Raw genomic sequence first — 17,415 nt, forward strand, 5'->3', positions numbered from 1 at the left:
ATTCGAGTAATCCAGTCGAAAATGACCACGCCGCTGTAGGGATGGCCAGCCGTTGTTACATCCGCTAGGCAGGATAAAGCGGTGGAGGCCGAGCAGGCGAAGTATAAGCGAGGCTCCGATATTGATTCCCGGGTACGGGCGATGGATGTAGAAGGGGGTCGTGTAATATATCTTGCAGCGCTAAGTAATCAGCTTAATAGATTTGGGAGAGATACTGCTGATGTGTTCATTGCAAGCGCTGAAAGGATGGCCTTTGTTTTTTAATTAAATTATCAACAAGGTAATACGTCACGTCACTTGGCTAAATCCTCTTCTGCATCGAGATACCGAAAACATTCCAAATTTATGTAACGCCACAATATAAAAAGGATAATCATGCTGCGACGTGCAAAGCGGGCTTTACTGACAAGACTGTATAGAGAACTCGAGGCAGTGCGGGAAAAACAGGTATTGTCAGGACTTCGGCGGTGTGGCGCTAATGTCCATATTAGTTCACCGAGTAAGCTAATCAACCCACAATGTATCTCGGTCGGAGATCATGTCAAACTGGGACCATACAGTCAGCTCGTTGCAATCACTGAGTATCCGGGTAATTGGCTTCGGCCGCCCGGTGTCGACGTTGAGATAAAGACGTTCCAACCTTCAATTGTGATAGGCAATAACGTAACTTCCAACAGTATGCTTCAGGTGTTTGCGCAAGGGCGGGTATCGATTGAAGATAATGTTGGGTTTGGGCCAAATGTGTTTATCAATGACGCATCTCATGGCCTAGGCAGTGTAAATGTTGCATTTAAGTATCAGCCGCTTTCTGGACCGTATCCAATTACTATAGGAAAGGGGTGCTGGATTGGAGCGAACGTAGTTATTATGCCCGGGGTAAATATAGGGATGTATTCTGTAATTGGGGCCAATAGCGTAGTAACTAAAAACATTCCGGCGTACAGCATTGCAGTTGGAGCGCCCGCAAAAGTCATTAAGCAATGGAATATGGAGGCGCAAACATGGAAGAGATTCGCGCATTCAGCGAGTCATGCGAATGACCGATGCGCGTCTGAAATCAAATAATTAGTGTAGCGCCTGCGGTACACGGGGCTCTTGAGTATCGCCAGAATCACCTGTGCTGGCGCCTGAGAACTGAGGCGCTTTCGGATCGATTGTTCACTCCTTGCCACTTCGCGCGATTCAGCATCAGTGGTCTGTCGGAAGGCCGTACCCTTGGGGATGTGCTGCCGTATCAGGCCATAGATATTCTCGTTAGTCCCTCGTTGCCCAGAGCAGTAGGGAGACCCAGAAATAGGTCGTTGTTGTCACCACCTTAACCCCTGCCGTCCAGTTTGATGGTCTGAAATGCTCCACAACGGGCTTCAGTAGCTGAACCAAGCCTTCTTTATAAGCTCTGCGGTAACGTTAAGTAGCCTTAATGCTAGCAGATAGCCGCAGCGCTCCACTAGCATGATCAATCCAGACTGCCTGTGCTCCTTGAACATTGTGTTGCCCTCCCAGTGGTCAATAGTGAATTTGTCATCGGCTTCAGCGAAACATTGATCGATACCGCCCGGTAGGGAATCTGAGTCCCGCACTTTTGGCTTGCGCACGTTGTTTGCTGCGCCGCTTAGGCTGTCGTAAGCACCGGAGCCAAGCAAGATTTTTGCGGTATGAAAGCTTTAATGCGTTTTCTCTGAAGCTCGCCTTTTCAACCGGTAGTGCGTAACCCTAATGTGAGATGCTGATATGAATACAAAAACACATATTACTGCTACATCCAAGCTCGTAACGGGTATAGAGGTTCGTGCCCTAGGGAACCAGGTTGCTTCGTATGACGTGTTCGACACAGTATTGACGCGGCTGGTAGGAGCGCCTTCCGCCGTTTTCCTATTGCTCGGGAGGCGACTCTGCGCCAGTGGGCTTTTAGAATGCACTCCCGCTGCATTTGCAGAGCATCGTAGGGAGGCAGAGCGTCGGGCAAGACGAATAGCTCGTCCGTATGATGTAACTCTGGAGACAATCTATCGAGAGATGAGCGATTCTCTAAAAATGTCGGAGAGAGATGCCGAGGCACTGGCTGAGTCTGAGCGTGCGCTTGAAACCGAGTTGATTCGCGCGACTCCTGGAATGCATACACATATAAATCATGCACGCACACGCGGCAATCGGATTGTATTTCTGTCAGACATGTACTTGAGTTCAGATTTTCTCAAGGCGCGATTAGCTGATCTGGGGTTATTTCAAAAAGGAGATTCCTGCTACGTGTCATGTGAGACAGAGAAGTCCAAGCGATACGGCGATTCTTTCCGGGATATGGCAGAGCGTGAGGCGGTATCGCTGGGAATGATATCGCACATCGGTGACAACTACGGAGCGGATATATTGGCAGCGCGGAAGGCAGGGATCCGTGCCGAATATTTCGAGCATGCGCACCTGAATAGATACGAGCAGATTCTGGAGACATACTCCGTTGCTACGGATGGCCTGACGTCGGTAATGGCGGGGGCATCTCGCATGACCCGGCTTTCTGTAGATGCACCGTCTCCGGTGCAGGCTGCGCTTAGGGACGTGTCAGCTGGCGTTATCGCACCGGTACTCGCTGGATATGTTTTGTGGATTCTGCGACGCGCGAAGCACCTGGGCCTGCGTAGGTTGTACTTCGTTTCGCGCGATGGACAGATTCTGATCGACATTGCACAGCGTATGTCGAAGAAAATTGCGGGGTTAGACATAGAGCTGAGGTACTTCTACGGTAGCCGCCAAGCACTACGTATCGCAGAACTACGTACAATTGATGATGCAGCACTCACATGGATTCTACGGAGAACGGGAGAGCGCTCGGTCCGAAGCTATCTTGCGAGAGTCAATCTCACCCCAGAGGATATACGCGCTTCGCTATTGGAGGCTGGGTTTTCCGAACGCGACTGGAGTACGCCCCTTTCTGAGAAATCGCGCAAAGCGCTGGGCGATGTGCTTGTACATGGAACTCCGGCCGAAATGATTCTCCAGCGAGCCTCGGATGCTAGGGACTTGTTGATTCGATACGCGCAGCAAGAGGGTATGCTTGATGTTGGGGAATGGGGGCTTGTTGATACATGTGGTCGGGGCCAGATGCTGAATTCGCTTTCTCAAGTTGTAGTCAAGGCAGGAGCCGTGACGCCTGCAGCATTCTATTTCCAATTGATGCAGGGTGGTGAGCAGGCCGAGAGCTATTGTCAACGAGAGGCCTATTTTTGCGATGAAAGCCGTCAAAGTGGGTATATTAAAGTAATTCCGGACCTGACACACATAATCGAACTAGCATGCAGCGGAGATCATGGGCTGGTTCAGGGCTACTCAGAAACGGAAGGGCAGATAGTGCCAGCCCTAAAGGCCGAACAGAATACCGCTGCTATTGAAGCAGGGCAGCCGTTGCTGAGACAAGCATGTGCAACCTTCGTCGATAGTCTTTTTCTGGATCCAAAAGCTGTTGACCTTGGGGCGGATACACGAGCCGCTAGTGCAGAGTTGATCAAAAAATTCTGGTATACCCCAGGGAGGTGGGAGGCTAGGGCTTGGGGGGCGATGCCGGTAGAGACAGATCATGCAGGGCTATCTGTCAGGCCCCTCGCTAGCCCCCTTACGGCACGCGATGTGTGCTTGGCAATTTTTCGTCTGCGCCGTCCTTCCAAAGCGCGTTTATGGCCCCAGGGTTGCTTTGCAGCTAGTTCTAGTTTGGGCTGTTATGGATTGATCTTGAGAATTGGAGGTAGGTTGGATCGAAACCTGAAGGCTATATTCCGGCGATGGTCATCGCTATCAAAAATACCGACCACCAAGCCCCATTCCGTATCGGTTAATCAGCTGAAGTAGTATTGTTCTGGTGTCGATTGCAAGGATGAAAGAAAAGATTGCAAAGAGAAATGTAGGGTCCGGACTGGCTGGTAGAGGAGTGTTGATCCTGCCCAGTAACCGTGGATAGGAACACTCATTAGCTTACGCAGTTATGGGAAGAAATCTATCAGGCTGCCACATAAGGGAAGTAGCGCTGCTGCGTTGAACGCCCCGAATAATATTGGACAGGGATGTCAGCAAAGGGAATAGAGCGAGGTAGTGTGGACTCAAAGAAGAATATGATTAGCCCCCAAGCCAGAATTCTCATCCCCTGTTTCTCCGCCAAGTATTATGGAAAAGCCGCTGATTTCAGCGGCTTTTTGTTGTTCGGAGTTTGCCTCTCGATAGAACTAATTGGCAACTGGAATGAGCGATGCGAGCTTTCATCTTGGGTAGTCGCGGCTATGCTTCTAGTATACGCACCGCTAAGGAGGTGGAACATGCCATTGCAATGGACTGGACAAGTGACGCTACATATCGTGGACACTATGGAAGAGGCTGTTGTGCGAGGCCAAGATCTTGAATTGATACAAGCTGGCTTGCGTATTATCAATGATGATGAGGTACTACATGAGTTCGTCTATCGCTATGATGATCCCAGGTTTGAGCTGGTGATCAACGCCGCCGTCGAGAAGAGCAACGTGGTGATTGATCCGCCTCTTTTAGATGTAAAAGGGGGGACAGAGATAGAAGAGCGGGCTAATACACTAGCTGCGACGTTTCATCATGATCCCGATATCGATGACGAGCCTCTGACGCCTGTCTCGAGCAATTGATCGACCCTTGGTCAAGGGTTGGCGACCCTTTTGTAAGCGTCTTTTCTGCCGAAGCAAGGGAAAAGATCGGGTGTCATTGAAGAAGTCATCACGAAGCGAGTGAGCATTCTTTTGTCAGAGCCAAGGGGAGCTTCTTTAAAATTAGATTGGATGGACCGCTAAAATAGTGCGGTGCAAGCAATGCTAGCGAGCCTGGAAGGAACACCTATAGTTCAAAAACACGGATGTTATAGGAGCTAGTAATGTCACGTTCCATTGAGATTAGCGCCCCGTCGAGAACTATCGATAATATCCTTGAAAGGATCGGGCGCGTGAGTGGTGTTGTTAGTCTATCCCGCCAGAAGAGAGCTTCCCTGTCCCCGCCGGGGAATGTGCTGACTATTTATGCCACGGACGATGCCACGCGATCGCTGTTAGCCATTCTAGCGGATCTCGACGCCTCAGTGGACGGAACGATCAGCATGAGCGAACCCACCAGTCTGCTCTCTTCAGAAAATCAACACCTGATCAACAAGGAGTCAAATGAAACGGTCTGGGATGATATGGCCTTCCTGTTGCGAAAAGATACCAACCTATCTAGCCCAATGGGTAGAGCCTCTCGGTCAAGTTTATCCGCCCTTACTTCTAAACATGAATTGATAGCAGGGCTGGGCTTTCCTTTGTTCTTGTTGCAAATGTCTTTAGAAAATAACTGCAGTAATAAATAGAACTTGTCTCTCTGAATTCAAGCAATACAAAGATAGTGAGGAGCTAGGAAATGAACCCGGCCTACATCAATAACATTGCCTCTGCTGTCCCGGACTTTGATATACATAGTAAGTTTATTGATTACGCACCGCGACTTCTGCCGGATACGCGCTCAGTCAAAGTCTTTCAACGGATGGCTGAGCGGTCACAGATAGAGCATAGGTATTCGTTTCTTCAACCTCATTTGGATGACGATAAGCTGGATGCGGCAAATTTCTATCAAAACGACGCTTTTCCTGGTACTCAGGCGCGCATGGAATTTTACGAACGCTTTGCTTTCACTTTGGCAAAGCGAGCCCTGGACCAGCTTGATCTAACCGGCACTACCCACTTGATAACAACAACCTGCACTGGGTTCTATGCACCGGGGCTGGATCATCAATTGATTAAGCATTATGGATTGCCCGCGAGCATTGAACGCACCACCGTCGGCTTTATGGGCTGTTTCGCCGCGATCAACGCGCTCAAGCTGGCTCGGCATATTGTTCGCTCGGAGCCGCACGCCAAGGTGCTGGTACTTAATCTTGAGCTCTGCACCCTGCATCTCAAGCCTGCGGGAACGCTTGAAGAGATTTTATCGTTCGCAATTTTTTCTGACGGCTGCGCGGCAAGTATCGTGTCGGCGATGCCTGCTGGGCTTGAAATACAAAGTTTCAACTCGGATGTTCTGCCGGAAACCGAAGAGTTAATTACATGGCATATAGGTGACCAAGGCTTCGATATGCACTTATCGGGCAAGGTACCCGGTGCCATTGCCAATAATCTACCGTTTGTAATGAACACGTTGCTGGACGGTGCTAAACACAGTGATATTGCGCTCTGGGCCATTCATCCCGGCGGGCGCACGGTGTTGGATGCGGTAAGGGCGGGGGCAGGGCTTGAGGAGGGAGAGCTTACCGAATCGCGGGAAGTGCTGAGGAAATTTGGCAATATGTCATCGGCCACCATCATGTTCGTGCTTCAAGGTATGTTGGATAACCCCAAAAAGTCAGGATCTGGCTTGGCAATGGCGTTTGGCCCCGGGCTAACAGTCGAAAGCATGCGATTCGTTCTTTAGGGATAAAGCGAGTTATGCAGGATTTCAGTCAACGCAGCGACGAAAAGGAACTCATGGATGAAGACGACATCTCGTTTGAAGAATTCCACGATTGCCTCCAAGGCCTTGAGCGTATCAATCATCTCACGCTGGCCTATCGTCCGACCCTGCAATGGCTTCGCCCTTGGGTAGAAAACCATAAACGCCTCTTTGTGCTTGATGCAGCCAGTGGTGGCGGGGACATGTTGCGTCAGATTGCCAAAAAATGGCCTGCTCGGATTACGGGGAAAGCCGGTCACCGTCTGGTTGGTGTCGACCTGAACCCATGGTCAAAGAAATCCGCCGAATCCTGGGCGCATCCTCCTGCCATAAGTTACGAAACTGCGAATGTGTTTGCGTTCGAGCCAGGTCAGCCCATCGATATCATTATATCGTCGCTATTTACCCATCACCTTACCGACCGGCAAATTGTGGATTTTCTGTGCTGGATGGACAGTCGCGCGGGCAAAGGGTGGTTTATTAACGATCTGCATCGGCATCCCATTCCTTATTATTTTATTAAAGGGGCGACCGCACTCTTTAGTCGTAATCGGCTGATCCGTAATGATGCCGCTGTATCGGTGGCGCGCGCTTTAACGGTAAAGGATTGGCGGCGCCTGATCAATGAAGCGGGGCTTGATGGAGATGTGCGCGTTCAGTGGTTTTTTCCTTTCCGTCTTTGCGTTTCCTGTAACAAGGAAGTACCCACCCGATGAGCGATGAAACAGTAATAATAGGCGGCGGGCCAGCGGGGGCTGCCGCGGCCATTAAATTATCCCGGCAAGGCATGCCGGTGCGCCTTCTGGAACGCAAACCGGGCCCGCATCACAAAGTTTGCGGAGAATTTATCAGCTATGAAGCCGCGCAAAACTTAAAGGAGCTGGGCTTGGATTTAGCGGCATTAGGGGCTGAGCCAATTCGCAATGTGCGGATTTATAATGGCGAAAACGAGCTTACCTTCGATTTGCCGTTTACCGCATGGAGTCTGTCCCGACGCCTGTTGGATTCGGCTTTGATTGAACAGGCGGGATGTGCGGGGGCAAACGTTGCGCTTGGAACGGCGGTCAAACAGTTATCTCGCACCCACGAAGGTTGGAAGTTGGTTGCCAGAAGCCAGTCTAGCGCAGGGCAAACCAGCACAGAGTTGTCAGCACAAACGGTGTTTCTTGCTAGTGGAAAGCATGAACTGCGCAACTGGAAGCGTAATGTGAAAGCGTCTAACCGCTATGGCTTGATTGGTCTCAAAATGCACTTTAGACCCAGCACATTACAACAGGCTCAATGGAAGAATACCGTTGAAATTCATTTATTCAATGGTGGTTACGCTGGCCTGGAGCCGATAGAGAAGGGTGATGTCAATCTTTGTTTTTTGATCAGCCAAGATATATACAAAGCATGCGGCGGTAATTGGCTTAGGGTACTCAACTGGCTTGGTCGTACTTCCTCTCATATGAAGCAGCGTCTTGCCACGTTAACGCCGCGCTGGTGTGACCCCCTGGCCGTCTCCGGGATTCCTTATGGGTATATCCATTCACCCAATGACTCGGTGCCAAACCTGTTCTCGCTGGGGGACCAAGCAGCTGTGATTCCATCGTTTGCAGGCGATGGAATTGCCATTGCCTTGCATACGGCTTCACTCGCAGCCTACGTTCACACCACTGGTGGCGATTCCAGGACGTATCAACAGTTAGCCTTTAACGATCTAACGCAACCGGTGCGGAATGCCGAGGTGCTTGCCAGTATGCTATCCAATCGCTTGGGACGTACAGCGGCTTTCGCTTGCGCAAGGCTATGGCCAACATTGCCACGTGAAATGGTACTCCGAACGCGGGTTGGCCTATCTCACTGTATGCAATAAGTGTCTTGTAGAGCGGCTATGATTTAAAGTTGAAAAACAGTAGCTCTCGTTCCAAAGAGTGCTGTCTGACTGAAACTGTCACGATTTTCAATCTTAAGTATCGTTCTTGTTAATCAGAGGCGAAGATGCTGAACTGGTACTCGCGCGGAGCGGCCCGATAGCCGTTCAAACTCCACGACATCGTGAGCGCAAAAAAGCTCTATTTGATTGCCTTGCGCGCGGCTCAGTTCACGTAGGCGCTGCTGATTATTGAGCCGCGCCTGGCGATCCTTTTCCATCAAGGTCTGATAGAAACGTAGGCCAGGAGTGCAGAAAGGCGATTGCGGATCCATTTCTTGATGATAAAAATAGGCGTCGCCAGTCTGCAATAGCCATTTATCAGCCAATTTTATCGCCACACCACAGTGGCCATGTGTATGACCGGGCAACGGGACCAAGCGAATATTATTGGGCACGCCCTCAAGCTGACTAATAGAGAAAAAGCCAAACCAGTCTTCCCCTTCGTCGATTCCATACAACCGCCAGTGTTGCTCGGTTGGCCACTGCTGTGGTCGAAATCTTTGTCGGTCCAGCCATGTCCTTTGCTTTAGCGCGTAGTCGCGTTCTTCTTGCAGCATGTGAACGGTGGCATGGGGAAAATCGTTTAGCCCGCCTGCGTGATCGAAATCCAGATGGGTCAAAACGATATGATGGACATCGGAGGCGTTAAATCCCAAACTTTCCACCTGACGAACTGCCGTCATTTCTTCTCGAAAATCGGGGCTTACCATAGCGAGAAAGAAGCCGCTCAACTGGCTCTTCGGGTTACGTACATCCTCAAGTCCCAAGCCAGTGTCTACCAAAATGAGCCCATGATCTGCTTCAAGTAACAGACAGTGGCAGGTAAGATGACCGCGCTTGACCAAAGATCGAGTTTGGCCATCCATGAGCTTGCCTCCGATGGGGCATGTCGAAATACAGTTCAGGTGATGGATAATCACTGATGCCCTCCTGTAGTCGCCAAGTTCGAAACAGGCAACAGCCATCTACAGTCTGTCCCGGTGTAGATGCGGTATGTCAGGCGGCCACAGATCGCTCCGGTGTCAGGAATACGCGACTTTCCTAACGCGTTGAAACATTTTGGCCGCCTGATCGAAGTTCATGCAGGGACAGTTTTTTCTAACGTGGTTTCCACTCCTTAGTATCGCAATTCCAATGGCACTCAGGCCCGGTTTTTTAAATCTGTCAGATTTCTTGGCTGCTTTTCTGTGGTAAGGCTGGCGCCGATCTCAAGAAGGCCGAGGATTACATGAGGTAGGTAAACCGTATCCGCGAAGCCGAATAGCCAAGGAGAAACCAGCAGAAGAATACCGCTGAGTAGATCCAGAGTGAGATGTAGGGGCATAGGGATAAGGTGCATTAACCCAAGCTCATACTTCGTCATGATGGCTGAGGCCAGCATAATGACACCTAGAATAATAGGTACCCATTGAGCAGCACCTCCCGTGGCGAAGTCAAAAAGGAAGGGAGCTACGATGAGAAGCAGACCCATCAGATAATCAACCATTCCATGTACTCGAGTTGAAATGAAACGCATAGCGAACCTCCTTATATGCCAAGTGATTAAAACGAGGGTGCAGCCCCGTTACTATCAACATAGCAGAGGGGAGGTGGTAATCCAGTAGAAGGTAGGGGTAGGTTTTCCTAGTATCATAAGAGTATTAACTCAAGGCGAATAGGCTGAATTGAGTACGTTACAACCCATTACTCCAGACCGCCCTGTCATTTATTAAGCCCTATCAGGCTATCTAGGGCAGGCGGGGCACGCTATGAAACATACTCTGACGACTATATTGCTATTATCTTCATATACGGAATGGCTTCAAAATAGGATTCGCTTCAGCTGTCTCGTTAAGCATGTCCTGATTTATTAGCCATACTGTCAGTGCATACTTCATAAAAGGACATCATATATGTTTGATTGGGAGTCATGGCGCTCATGGGAGGAATGGGTATCCCAGCCTGCTTTTCTGAATTTCATCTTAGTGCTAAGTATCGCTGTTGCCAGTTACTTCGCGCTTCGGATACTGATGAACTCTATTATTACTCGTGTTGTCAATTGGTTATCGCGTAGCAAAGGGCGCTGGAGCCATTATGGCATAGAGGTTTTTAAACATACTAGCCGCCTGCTCATTGCAGCAATGGCCTTACAAATAGGCTTGGTTGTAGTTGATTTGGGCCCAGTGTGGGAAGCTCGAGTCAGCCACTTATGGTTTTTGGTTCTGGCCCTGCAGTTCGGTCTATGGGTTGGTGCCGCTATTGCTTTATGGAAAGAGAAGACCATTAGTGATAAGGCTGGTCAGGATAACCAGCTCACGGTCACCATGGTTGCGCTGATGGTTCGCATCGTACTTTGGGCCGTTGTGTTACTGTCGGTACTAGCGAACTTGGGTGTGAATATCACCGCATTTGTTGCCAGTTTGGGAATTGGAGGCATCGCTATTGCTCTTGCGGTGCAAACATTACTTAGTGATTTGTTCGCTTCTGCATCTATTGGCGTCGATAAGCCATTCACGACAGGCCACTTTATTGTCTTCAACGATATCGCAGGGACAATTGAATACATTGGCATGAAAACCACGCGTATTCGCAGCTTGAGCGGTGAGCAGGTCATTTGCTCGAATACCAAGCTACTTCAGCAAACCATACACAACTATCACAGGATGAGTGAGCGGCGTGTGGTGTTTAATTTAGCGATATCCTTTCGGACGCCGATAGATAAAGTGCGCGAGATACCTTCTTTGGTCAAGGAGATCATTAACTCAATGAGCGAAACCCGCTTCGATCGCGCGCATTTAAGTACATTCGCTGATTATGCATTGAAATTTGAGGTCGTTTATTACGTATTGAGCTCGGATTACAATCTCTATATGGATATTCAGCAAGCGATTAACTTCTCTTTGCTAGAAGAGCTTGATAAACGCGACATCAAGTTTGCCATGCCTGTGCGCGCTCTCGAATTTCTCGACGAGATTCCTTTGCCTGAAGCAAGCATGCCCGGCAAGGAAGCTCCAATGCATCTTTCGAAGGATGCATCCCAAGCCTCATATTAAGGAGATCATTTTGTAGCGCCAAGAGAGTGGCGTCATGATTCAAAGGCATACAGGAAATACACACTGGCGCGACTTCTTCGTGGCGATATTCACAGGCAATACGGCCTACTGACAGAAGGCATGGCTGGAGTCGAGTTCGACAAGGCTACTGACCGGATTTTTCGGTAGATGATTTGATTGGCCGCGGTACCAATGGCTTTCAGTGCCTAGCGCTTATCTTTGGGCCTTGATTTTATCCAGGCAGCCCCGAGCGGCATTTTTGCGCTCGATTGCTCATTACGGGGGATGCTGGCCAGCTAAGCTGGCGAGAGGGCTAGTAAAAACCCCGCCTATTTGTCTGACGGGGCATTAGTTGTTAGCGGTCGAAGGTATCATTAGCGCGATGTGTGGAAGAATCACGTGGTGTGGGACGCGCCTGATTAGACGGGCGTCTGCGCACATTACTACCACGAAATTCATTCCATGCATTTTTGGCTTTCTGACGATTCGCTGGCTTTCTGAGCCAGTTTACGAGTGCCAATAATATCCACTTTCTCATATGAACCTCCTGTGCCTTGATAACGAGGCTTGCTTGCACATTTACCTTCAAACTATAGACTAGTCATGCTGGGATAGTTCAAGTGCCCAGCTTTTTTGTGAGCCATGTTTTACATAATATAGAACCTCAAGATGATATGGTTTATTCATCAAATAATTAAGTGGGCTAACAGAAGTGAGTATTACGGTAAACGTACCTTGTCCATCATTGTGAATGGGTAGTCTTTAATCTATCCTTGGAACTTAGCCTTATCTAAAGTGCCCAATGGATAAGCTCATTAAGGAGAATGAAAATGACACATCATACCAAATGTCAAAAATGTGGTCATGAATACGTAACGGATGCTGAGACACATACCCCTAAAACTAATGAATGTAACGCTTGTGGTGCCGAACTCTATGATTCCCATACGCATCACGACCAAGAAGATTCTGGTGAAAGCGAACATCCTATTGAGAAAGGACTTCGCAAGGTTACTGATGAAATCACGGGTAATAAGACCAAAATTTGATTTTAACTCTTAATTAACCCCTTGCTGCCAGCCTTTTGCGGCTGGCAGTTTCACACTTCCTTAGCTTTTAGCTCTGTTCGCGCTTAACGGCCTGGTATATAGGGCCGCAGCAGTAGAGGCTCCAAGTCTAATAAGCACTATGTATTAATTTAATATTTTTTAAATATTGCGATACTTACTAGTTAGCTAACTAGCTACGCAGCTATCGATATTCTCGGCTAAACTGTAGATGTACACAGCATTATATTGTGACGTTAGGCAAGGAGTAATCTTAAATGGCATTTCCTGAAAAATGTGCTCAGTGTGGTAGCGAAGATTTACGCATTCCCAGTAATTCAGATGAAGATCAGAATATTTACTGCAACTCTTGCAATGCATTGCTTGGAGACAAGAAGACATTATCTAAAGAGATAGAGGATGAAGGAGAGGGAGATCATCAGGTCGAAAAGTTTCTTAGATCGCTAAGTGCAAAAAGTGACAAGGATTAAGTGTATTACCAGACACATTAACCGCCAGCCTGAAGGTTGGCGGTTACGTTGGAGTTGATAAAAATAGCTGACTTTAATTTAAGTAAAACTGGTTGGCTATTAGCTATACGTTTCATTTAGCTGGTTTACTATTTCATCAGCTTCTGGTTTGGTAGCACAGCGTTGCCTAACCAGCTCTCCATCTCGCTCGCTCTCATCTCGCATATCCACTATCCACCATTCAGGCTGTGAATCAATTTCAAGACCTTCCTTGACCGCACGATAGACCACAAATGTTGACATGCTCCACTCCTTGGCTCTTAAACGTCTTTATAACGTAGCCCATCAAGCAATGTTTGAGTACTTGGTCAACAATCAGATGGCTAGCTGGGGGAAAAGCTTCTTAACATTAGGCAGACGTCAGAAAGTGAACTTGGAAATTGCTCAAAGGCGGTGCTAGGTTGAAATTGAACTGGCGGTTCTTGTTAGGCTAATGAAGGGAGAGAATGGTATGGATAACCACACAGCAGTAAGCGGAGGCCACACCTCGGATGTCGTCAGCATTTTGACGGCCGACCATCGGGATATGGTGGAGTTATTAACCCAGGTGGAAAACAGCAGCGACCCCAAGCAGCGGCGAGACTTGATCGATACGGCAATAGCCGAAGTTATGCGTCATGCGGTTGCTGAAGAGATGTACGTTTACCCTGCAATGAAAAAGCATATTGAGAATGGCAGCGAAGAAGTAGAGCACGATAAGAAAGAGCATGACGAGCTTGTTAAGGTGATGAAGAAGCTGGAAGATGTCGATCCTTCTCAGCCTGATTTCATGGCCTTGGCTAAAGAAATGGAAAAACAGTTGCGTCATCATATTGATGATGAAGAATCTGACCAATTCCCTAAGCTGCGCGCAAGCATTCCTGAAGATGAGCTTATTGATCTGGGTATCAAGGTGGAAAATGCCAAAAAGCTTGCTCCTACGCGCCCACATCCAAGCGCACCCCACTCTGAACTGTTCCACAAGAGCGTTGGGCCAGGCGTAGGGATGATCGATAGGCTCTTGGACAAGCTGCAGGGGCGTCACACTGGTTAATAATTGATGTAGAAGATTTTTTAAGCCCTCCGGGTTCTCGGCAGGGCTTTTTTAGTGAATGCGACTCATCGTAACGGTGCTTCCATTCTTGTATTGTAAGATCTAGTGATGCATACAATGAATTACTATTTACCTTAGAGAATGTTTATGTCGACGTTTTTCCGGCGCTTGGTAGAGGTTGCATCACCTACAATTGGCCTTGGCTGCATGAATTTATCACATGGCTATGGGCAGAAAATACCAGAGGATGAAGCGCTCTGGTCGTTAAACGAAGCGTTTGAAATGGGGTATCGCCACTTTGATACGGCCACTCTTTATGGCGCAACCGCTAATGAGCGCTTATTGGGAAAGGCGTTAAAAGACAAGCGGCGTCAGCTGCTGCTGGCCAGTAAGTGCGGTATGTCCATAGACCCGGAAAGCGGCCAGCGAGTTGTTAACGGGCGACCTGAGATATTGCGCCAGCAGTGTGAGGCGAGCCTGACACGACTCAATACCGATCATATCGACATTTACTATTTGCATCGTTTGGATCGTAATGTGCCCATTGAGGAGAGTGTGGGGGCACTAGGTAAGCTAGTAGATGAGGGGAAAATCGGAAGTGTGGGTTTATCCGAAGTGTCGGCAGATACCCTTTACCGAGCGTACAAAGAGTACTCGGTTGCAGCCGTCCAATCCGAGTACTCGCTTTGGACCCGAAACCCAGAAATAGCCCTACTGAACGCGTGCAAGGAACTTGAGATTGCGTTGGTAGCATTTAGCCCGCTTGGGCGCGGTTTTTTAACCGGGGCGATACAGGTAGATACACCGTTTGCAGAAGGAGATATGCGAGCTAACATGCCGCGCTTCAATGTCGATAACTTGCCAAAGAACTTGGCGTTATTCAAACGTTTCAGCTCGATTGCCCAGGAGCTCAATGTCACCCCGGCTCAGCTGGCGTTAGTCTGGGTCAAAGCCCAAGGCAGCCATATAGTACCCATTCCCGGTACATGCTCAGTTGCTCATATGCGTGAGAACCTTAGTGCTGAGAACCTAGTGCTCGATACACCTTCTTTAGAGAAGCTTAACGGCATGATGACGCCAGATAAGGTGCATGGGGAGCGCTATAGTTTGGCTCAGCAAGGGGATATTGATACTGAGGCATTTACTCCAGCCTGAAGGCAGGAGTGGTTGTTGCTACGAAATATACGTAGTGCGGCTATTGCTTTCAGCGTGCTTTTGGCTAGCATGCAATAAGCGGTTGGTTGTCGCTAGCCCAGCTCAGGAATATCATAGTGATTAAAGGCTTAATAGTTTGTTTCATTGTGCTTTTTGTACAGCTTGCCGTGCTTCATCTTGTCGATGCCCGGCTATACTCATCACAAGACGCTCGCCCGACGGCCAATGCGCTTGTTACGCCGCAAAGAAACAAAGATGAGCAGGAAAGTTAAAAGGTTATAGCCACAGATACTTTATTCTCGTGCGTTAAAAAAAAGTTGAGCGCGCATGCTTGGCTCGATAAGGGCTTGCGTATGGAACTTGGTACCGGCATGCTTGTCTATTAACGGTAATATTATTTTAGGGAGCATAAATACATGGCTTATAACGACCTAAACACGGCCCATACGCGATCAGGCGGCGTGGCCAATAGCGTCAGCACCAATAAAGTGCTTCGTAACACTTATGCATTACTGGCAATGACACTGCTGTTTTCTGCAGTAATGGCAGGTGCATCGGTTGCCATGGGTATCCAGCAAATGAACATTTTTGTGTTCTTTATTGGTGCCTATGGGCTGATGTTCCTGGTTCATAAAACCGCAAACTCAGCAGCGGGTCTACTGGCGACTTTTGCGTTCACAGGGTTTATGGGTTTTACCTTGGGGCCAATCATTTCGGCCTATCTAACACTGCCTAATGGTGGTGCGCTGATCATGAACGCGCTGGCTATGACTGGCTTGACGTTCTTTGGTCTTTCAGCAGTTGCTCTGACGACTAAGAAAGATTTCAGTTTTCTGGGTAATTTCCTGCTAGCCGGTGCGATCGTTCTGGTTCTAGCCATGGTTGCCGGTTTGATCTTCAATATTCCAGCGCTTTCACTGATGGTTTCAGCAGGCTTTGTGCTGTTTGCATCTGCTGCAATCCTGTATCAGACCAGCGAAATTGTTCATCGTGCGGGTGAAACGAACTATATCCTGGCAACCGTTACACTGTACGTCTCTATTTATAATTTGTTTGTGAGCCTGCTGTCTATTTTGGGTATCATGAGCAACGACTAACTGCCCACAGCGGTTAGTACACAGGCAGACCCTACCTTGTAGGGTCTGCTTTTTTTTAACTATCGAGTTGAGTTTGTTGCCATGGAGTATGGTTTATTGGTGATGGGCGCGCCGTATACCAGCCCGGCACCGCACTCAGCATTACGTTTTGCCCATGCGGTGTTAACACAAGGGCACCGGTTGAACGGCGTGTTCTTCTATCATGAGGGCGTACACAATGCGTCCTCCCTAATGGCACCCCCGCAGGATGAACTCAATCTGCGCGAGGCTTGGGTTGAATTGCATGAAACCCATCAGGTTTCTCTAGATGTATGCATTGCTGCTGCCTTAAGGCGAGGTGTCATGAACGAAGCAGAAGCAAAGCGGCACGGCAAAACGTCGTATAATCTGGAAGCGCCGTTTGAATTAACCGGGCTTGGTCAGCTTTTAACTTTACAACAGCGCTGTGATCGCTTGGTCACGTTTGCCTAACTGGGAGGCTTGATGGAAGAATCAAACAGCTTACTGGTTATCATTCGGCATGCTCCTTACAGCTCCAATTTGCTGCGGGAAGGGCTAGACGCAGCACTGGTAGCCGCTGCGTTTGGCCAGCCGGTTGATTTACTGTTCCTCGGGCAAGGTGTTACAGCGTTACTTAAAGAGCAGGGCATTGCTGCCCCAGGTATGAAAGCCACCAGACCCACCATGGACATGCTGGAAATGTACGATATTGAGCAGCTATGGACGTCTGAGGAGACGCTGGTGGCATTGAACCTAACGCGCTCTGACTTACGCGATAACGTACAGCTTATAGAGGCTCATGCGCTGCCCGCGTTTATGAAAAGCTATTCGCAGATACTTAATTTTTAGTGGGATGAGCATGTTGCATATTTTAACCAAAGGGCCTGACAGCGATGTAGCCCGCCAGCTGCAGCAAGCAATAGCCGATGATGATGCTATTGTGCTTATCGAAGAAGGTGTGCTGGCGGCGTTAGATGGTCGCTGGGAAGGTTGGACGCTATATAAATCGCGTATCTATCTGTTAGCAGAAGATGTTGCTGCCTGGGGGCTGGGCGAGCTTATTGATAGCGAGACATTTGCGACGGTAGATATGCAAGGGTTTGTTGGCCTGACTGAGCAGCATACTCAAACGCTAACGTGGTACTAGT

19 protein-coding genes are annotated in these 17,415 nt (G+C 48.8%); 16 read left to right on the top strand and 3 right to left on the bottom strand.

The annotated features are described in order from the left end of the window. The first annotated feature begins 678 nt into the window (after positions 1-678). The 7 genes from ELY38_RS19610 (at position 679) to ELY38_RS06935 (ending at position 8,314) form a co-directional block, all read left to right on the top strand. On the top strand, positions 679-1,065 hold the full coding sequence (locus ELY38_RS19610) for an acyltransferase (protein ID WP_222845120.1): 387 nt from the start codon (positions 679-681) through the stop codon (positions 1,063-1,065). A 951-nt stretch (positions 1,066-2,016) separates the two neighbouring features. Beyond that, positions 2,017-3,837 carry a hypothetical protein gene (locus ELY38_RS06910; RefSeq protein ID WP_127060821.1) on the top strand — a complete coding sequence of 607 codons (1,821 nt, stop codon included), beginning with the start codon at positions 2,017-2,019 and terminating at the stop codon, positions 3,835-3,837. Positions 3,838-4,298: 461 nt separating this feature from the next. After that, on the top strand, positions 4,299-4,634 hold the full coding sequence (locus tag ELY38_RS06915; RefSeq protein ID WP_127060822.1) for a hypothetical protein: 336 nt from the start codon (positions 4,299-4,301) through the stop codon (positions 4,632-4,634). Between the two features lie 242 nt (positions 4,635-4,876). Then, positions 4,877-5,341, top strand: a complete 465-nt coding sequence (locus ELY38_RS06920) for a hypothetical protein (RefSeq protein ID WP_127060824.1) — start codon at positions 4,877-4,879, stop codon at positions 5,339-5,341. A 50-nt stretch (positions 5,342-5,391) separates the two neighbouring features. Then, on the top strand, positions 5,392-6,438 hold the full coding sequence (locus tag ELY38_RS06925) for a type III polyketide synthase (protein WP_127060825.1): 1,047 nt from the start codon (positions 5,392-5,394) through the stop codon (positions 6,436-6,438). 14 nt (positions 6,439-6,452) lie between these two features. Next, positions 6,453-7,172, top strand: a complete 720-nt coding sequence (locus ELY38_RS06930; protein ID WP_127060827.1) for a methyltransferase domain-containing protein — start codon at positions 6,453-6,455, stop codon at positions 7,170-7,172. After that, entirely contained in the window at positions 7,169-8,314 is a 1,146-nt protein-coding gene (locus ELY38_RS06935) for an NAD(P)/FAD-dependent oxidoreductase (protein WP_127060829.1), read from the top strand. Before ELY38_RS06930 ends, ELY38_RS06935 begins: the two co-directional genes overlap by 4 nt. 113 nt (positions 8,315-8,427) lie before the next feature. On the opposite strand, the gene ELY38_RS06940 is transcribed toward ELY38_RS06935, so the two are convergent. Both ELY38_RS06940 and ELY38_RS06945 read right to left on the bottom strand, forming a co-directional pair. Continuing rightward, on the bottom strand, positions 8,428-9,240 hold the full coding sequence (locus ELY38_RS06940; RefSeq protein ID WP_222845114.1) for an MBL fold metallo-hydrolase: 813 nt from the start codon (positions 9,238-9,240) through the stop codon (positions 8,428-8,430). Positions 9,241-9,515: 275 nt separating this feature from the next. After that, a complete protein-coding gene (locus ELY38_RS06945) occupies positions 9,516-9,890 on the bottom strand; it encodes an SPW repeat domain-containing protein (protein ID WP_127060832.1) in 375 nt (124 codons plus the stop codon). Between the two features lie 376 nt (positions 9,891-10,266). Here ELY38_RS06945 and ELY38_RS06950 point away from each other — a divergent pair, with 376 nt between their 5' ends. The 3 genes from ELY38_RS06950 (at position 10,267) to ELY38_RS06960 (ending at position 12,943) form a co-directional block, all read left to right on the top strand. Next, entirely contained in the window at positions 10,267-11,406 is a 1,140-nt protein-coding gene (locus tag ELY38_RS06950; RefSeq protein WP_127060834.1) for a mechanosensitive ion channel family protein, read from the top strand. A gap of 830 nt (positions 11,407-12,236) precedes the next feature. Further along, positions 12,237-12,455: a hypothetical protein gene (locus ELY38_RS06955; RefSeq protein ID WP_127060835.1), complete on the top strand. Its 219-nt coding sequence runs from the start codon at positions 12,237-12,239 to the stop codon at positions 12,453-12,455. A gap of 275 nt (positions 12,456-12,730) precedes the next feature. Further along, complete coding sequence (locus ELY38_RS06960; RefSeq protein ID WP_127060837.1) at positions 12,731-12,943, top strand: hypothetical protein; 213 nt, start codon at positions 12,731-12,733, stop codon at positions 12,941-12,943. A 99-nt stretch (positions 12,944-13,042) separates the two neighbouring features. On the opposite strand, the gene ELY38_RS06965 is transcribed toward ELY38_RS06960, so the two are convergent. Then, positions 13,043-13,225, bottom strand: coding sequence for a hypothetical protein (locus ELY38_RS06965; protein ID WP_127060838.1), 183 nt, complete (start codon positions 13,223-13,225; stop codon positions 13,043-13,045). A gap of 208 nt (positions 13,226-13,433) precedes the next feature. On the opposite strand from ELY38_RS06965, the gene ELY38_RS06970 reads away from it, so the two are divergent. The 6 genes from ELY38_RS06970 to tusB all read left to right on the top strand — a co-directional run bounded on the left by ELY38_RS06970 (position 13,434) and on the right by tusB (position 17,414). Continuing rightward, positions 13,434-14,015: a hemerythrin domain-containing protein gene (locus ELY38_RS06970; protein ID WP_127060840.1), complete on the top strand. Its 582-nt coding sequence runs from the start codon at positions 13,434-13,436 to the stop codon at positions 14,013-14,015. Between the two features lie 147 nt (positions 14,016-14,162). Beyond that, a complete protein-coding gene (locus ELY38_RS06975) occupies positions 14,163-15,170 on the top strand; it encodes an aldo/keto reductase (RefSeq protein ID WP_185858931.1) in 1,008 nt (335 codons plus the stop codon). Between the two features lie 416 nt (positions 15,171-15,586). After that, a complete protein-coding gene (locus ELY38_RS06980) occupies positions 15,587-16,267 on the top strand; it encodes a Bax inhibitor-1/YccA family protein (RefSeq protein ID WP_127060841.1) in 681 nt (226 codons plus the stop codon). Between the two features lie 81 nt (positions 16,268-16,348). Next, positions 16,349-16,738: a sulfurtransferase complex subunit TusD gene (tusD, locus tag ELY38_RS06985; protein ID WP_127060843.1), complete on the top strand. Its 390-nt coding sequence runs from the start codon at positions 16,349-16,351 to the stop codon at positions 16,736-16,738. 12 nt (positions 16,739-16,750) lie between these two features. Beyond that, entirely contained in the window at positions 16,751-17,116 is a 366-nt protein-coding gene (gene tusC, locus ELY38_RS06990) for a sulfurtransferase complex subunit TusC (protein WP_127060845.1), read from the top strand. 10 nt (positions 17,117-17,126) lie between these two features. Further along, complete coding sequence (gene tusB, locus ELY38_RS06995; protein WP_127060846.1) at positions 17,127-17,414, top strand: sulfurtransferase complex subunit TusB; 288 nt, start codon at positions 17,127-17,129, stop codon at positions 17,412-17,414. Position 17,415 lies beyond the last annotated feature (1 nt).

This window comes from Vreelandella nanhaiensis, assembly GCF_003990185.1.
In the GTDB taxonomy this organism is placed as follows: domain Bacteria; phylum Pseudomonadota; class Gammaproteobacteria; order Pseudomonadales; family Halomonadaceae; genus Vreelandella; species Vreelandella nanhaiensis.

What these genes read in the sequence shown, in the direction of transcription:
- ELY38_RS06970 (WP_127060840.1), top strand. Translation starts at nt 13,434, where the DNA reads ATGGATAACCACACAGCAGTAAGCGGAGGCCACACCTCGGATGTCGTC.
- ELY38_RS06955 (WP_127060835.1), top strand. Translation starts at nt 12,237, where the DNA reads ATGACACATCATACCAAATGTCAAAAATGTGGTCATGAATACGTAACG.
- ELY38_RS06930 (WP_127060827.1), top strand. Translation starts at nt 6,453, where the DNA reads ATGCAGGATTTCAGTCAACGCAGCGACGAAAAGGAACTCATGGATGAA.
- ELY38_RS06960 (WP_127060837.1), top strand. Translation starts at nt 12,731, where the DNA reads ATGGCATTTCCTGAAAAATGTGCTCAGTGTGGTAGCGAAGATTTACGC.
- ELY38_RS06980 (WP_127060841.1), top strand. Translation starts at nt 15,587, where the DNA reads ATGGCTTATAACGACCTAAACACGGCCCATACGCGATCAGGCGGCGTG.
- tusB (WP_127060846.1), top strand. Translation starts at nt 17,127, where the DNA reads ATGTTGCATATTTTAACCAAAGGGCCTGACAGCGATGTAGCCCGCCAG.
- ELY38_RS06925 (WP_127060825.1), top strand. Translation starts at nt 5,392, where the DNA reads ATGAACCCGGCCTACATCAATAACATTGCCTCTGCTGTCCCGGACTTT.
- ELY38_RS19610 (WP_222845120.1), top strand. Translation starts at nt 679, where the DNA reads ATGCTTCAGGTGTTTGCGCAAGGGCGGGTATCGATTGAAGATAATGTT.
- ELY38_RS06965 (WP_127060838.1), bottom strand. Translation starts at nt 13,225, where the DNA reads ATGTCAACATTTGTGGTCTATCGTGCGGTCAAGGAAGGTCTTGAAATT.
- ELY38_RS06915 (WP_127060822.1), top strand. Translation starts at nt 4,299, where the DNA reads ATGCCATTGCAATGGACTGGACAAGTGACGCTACATATCGTGGACACT.
- ELY38_RS06920 (WP_127060824.1), top strand. Translation starts at nt 4,877, where the DNA reads ATGTCACGTTCCATTGAGATTAGCGCCCCGTCGAGAACTATCGATAAT.
- ELY38_RS06940 (WP_222845114.1), bottom strand. Translation starts at nt 9,240, where the DNA reads ATGGATGGCCAAACTCGATCTTTGGTCAAGCGCGGTCATCTTACCTGC.
- ELY38_RS06910 (WP_127060821.1), top strand. Translation starts at nt 2,017, where the DNA reads ATGAGCGATTCTCTAAAAATGTCGGAGAGAGATGCCGAGGCACTGGCT.
- ELY38_RS06975 (WP_185858931.1), top strand. Translation starts at nt 14,163, where the DNA reads ATGTCGACGTTTTTCCGGCGCTTGGTAGAGGTTGCATCACCTACAATT.
- ELY38_RS06935 (WP_127060829.1), top strand. Translation starts at nt 7,169, where the DNA reads ATGAGCGATGAAACAGTAATAATAGGCGGCGGGCCAGCGGGGGCTGCC.
- tusC (WP_127060845.1), top strand. Translation starts at nt 16,751, where the DNA reads ATGGAAGAATCAAACAGCTTACTGGTTATCATTCGGCATGCTCCTTAC.
- ELY38_RS06945 (WP_127060832.1), bottom strand. Translation starts at nt 9,890, where the DNA reads ATGCGTTTCATTTCAACTCGAGTACATGGAATGGTTGATTATCTGATG.
- tusD (WP_127060843.1), top strand. Translation starts at nt 16,349, where the DNA reads ATGGAGTATGGTTTATTGGTGATGGGCGCGCCGTATACCAGCCCGGCA.
- ELY38_RS06950 (WP_127060834.1), top strand. Translation starts at nt 10,267, where the DNA reads ATGTTTGATTGGGAGTCATGGCGCTCATGGGAGGAATGGGTATCCCAG.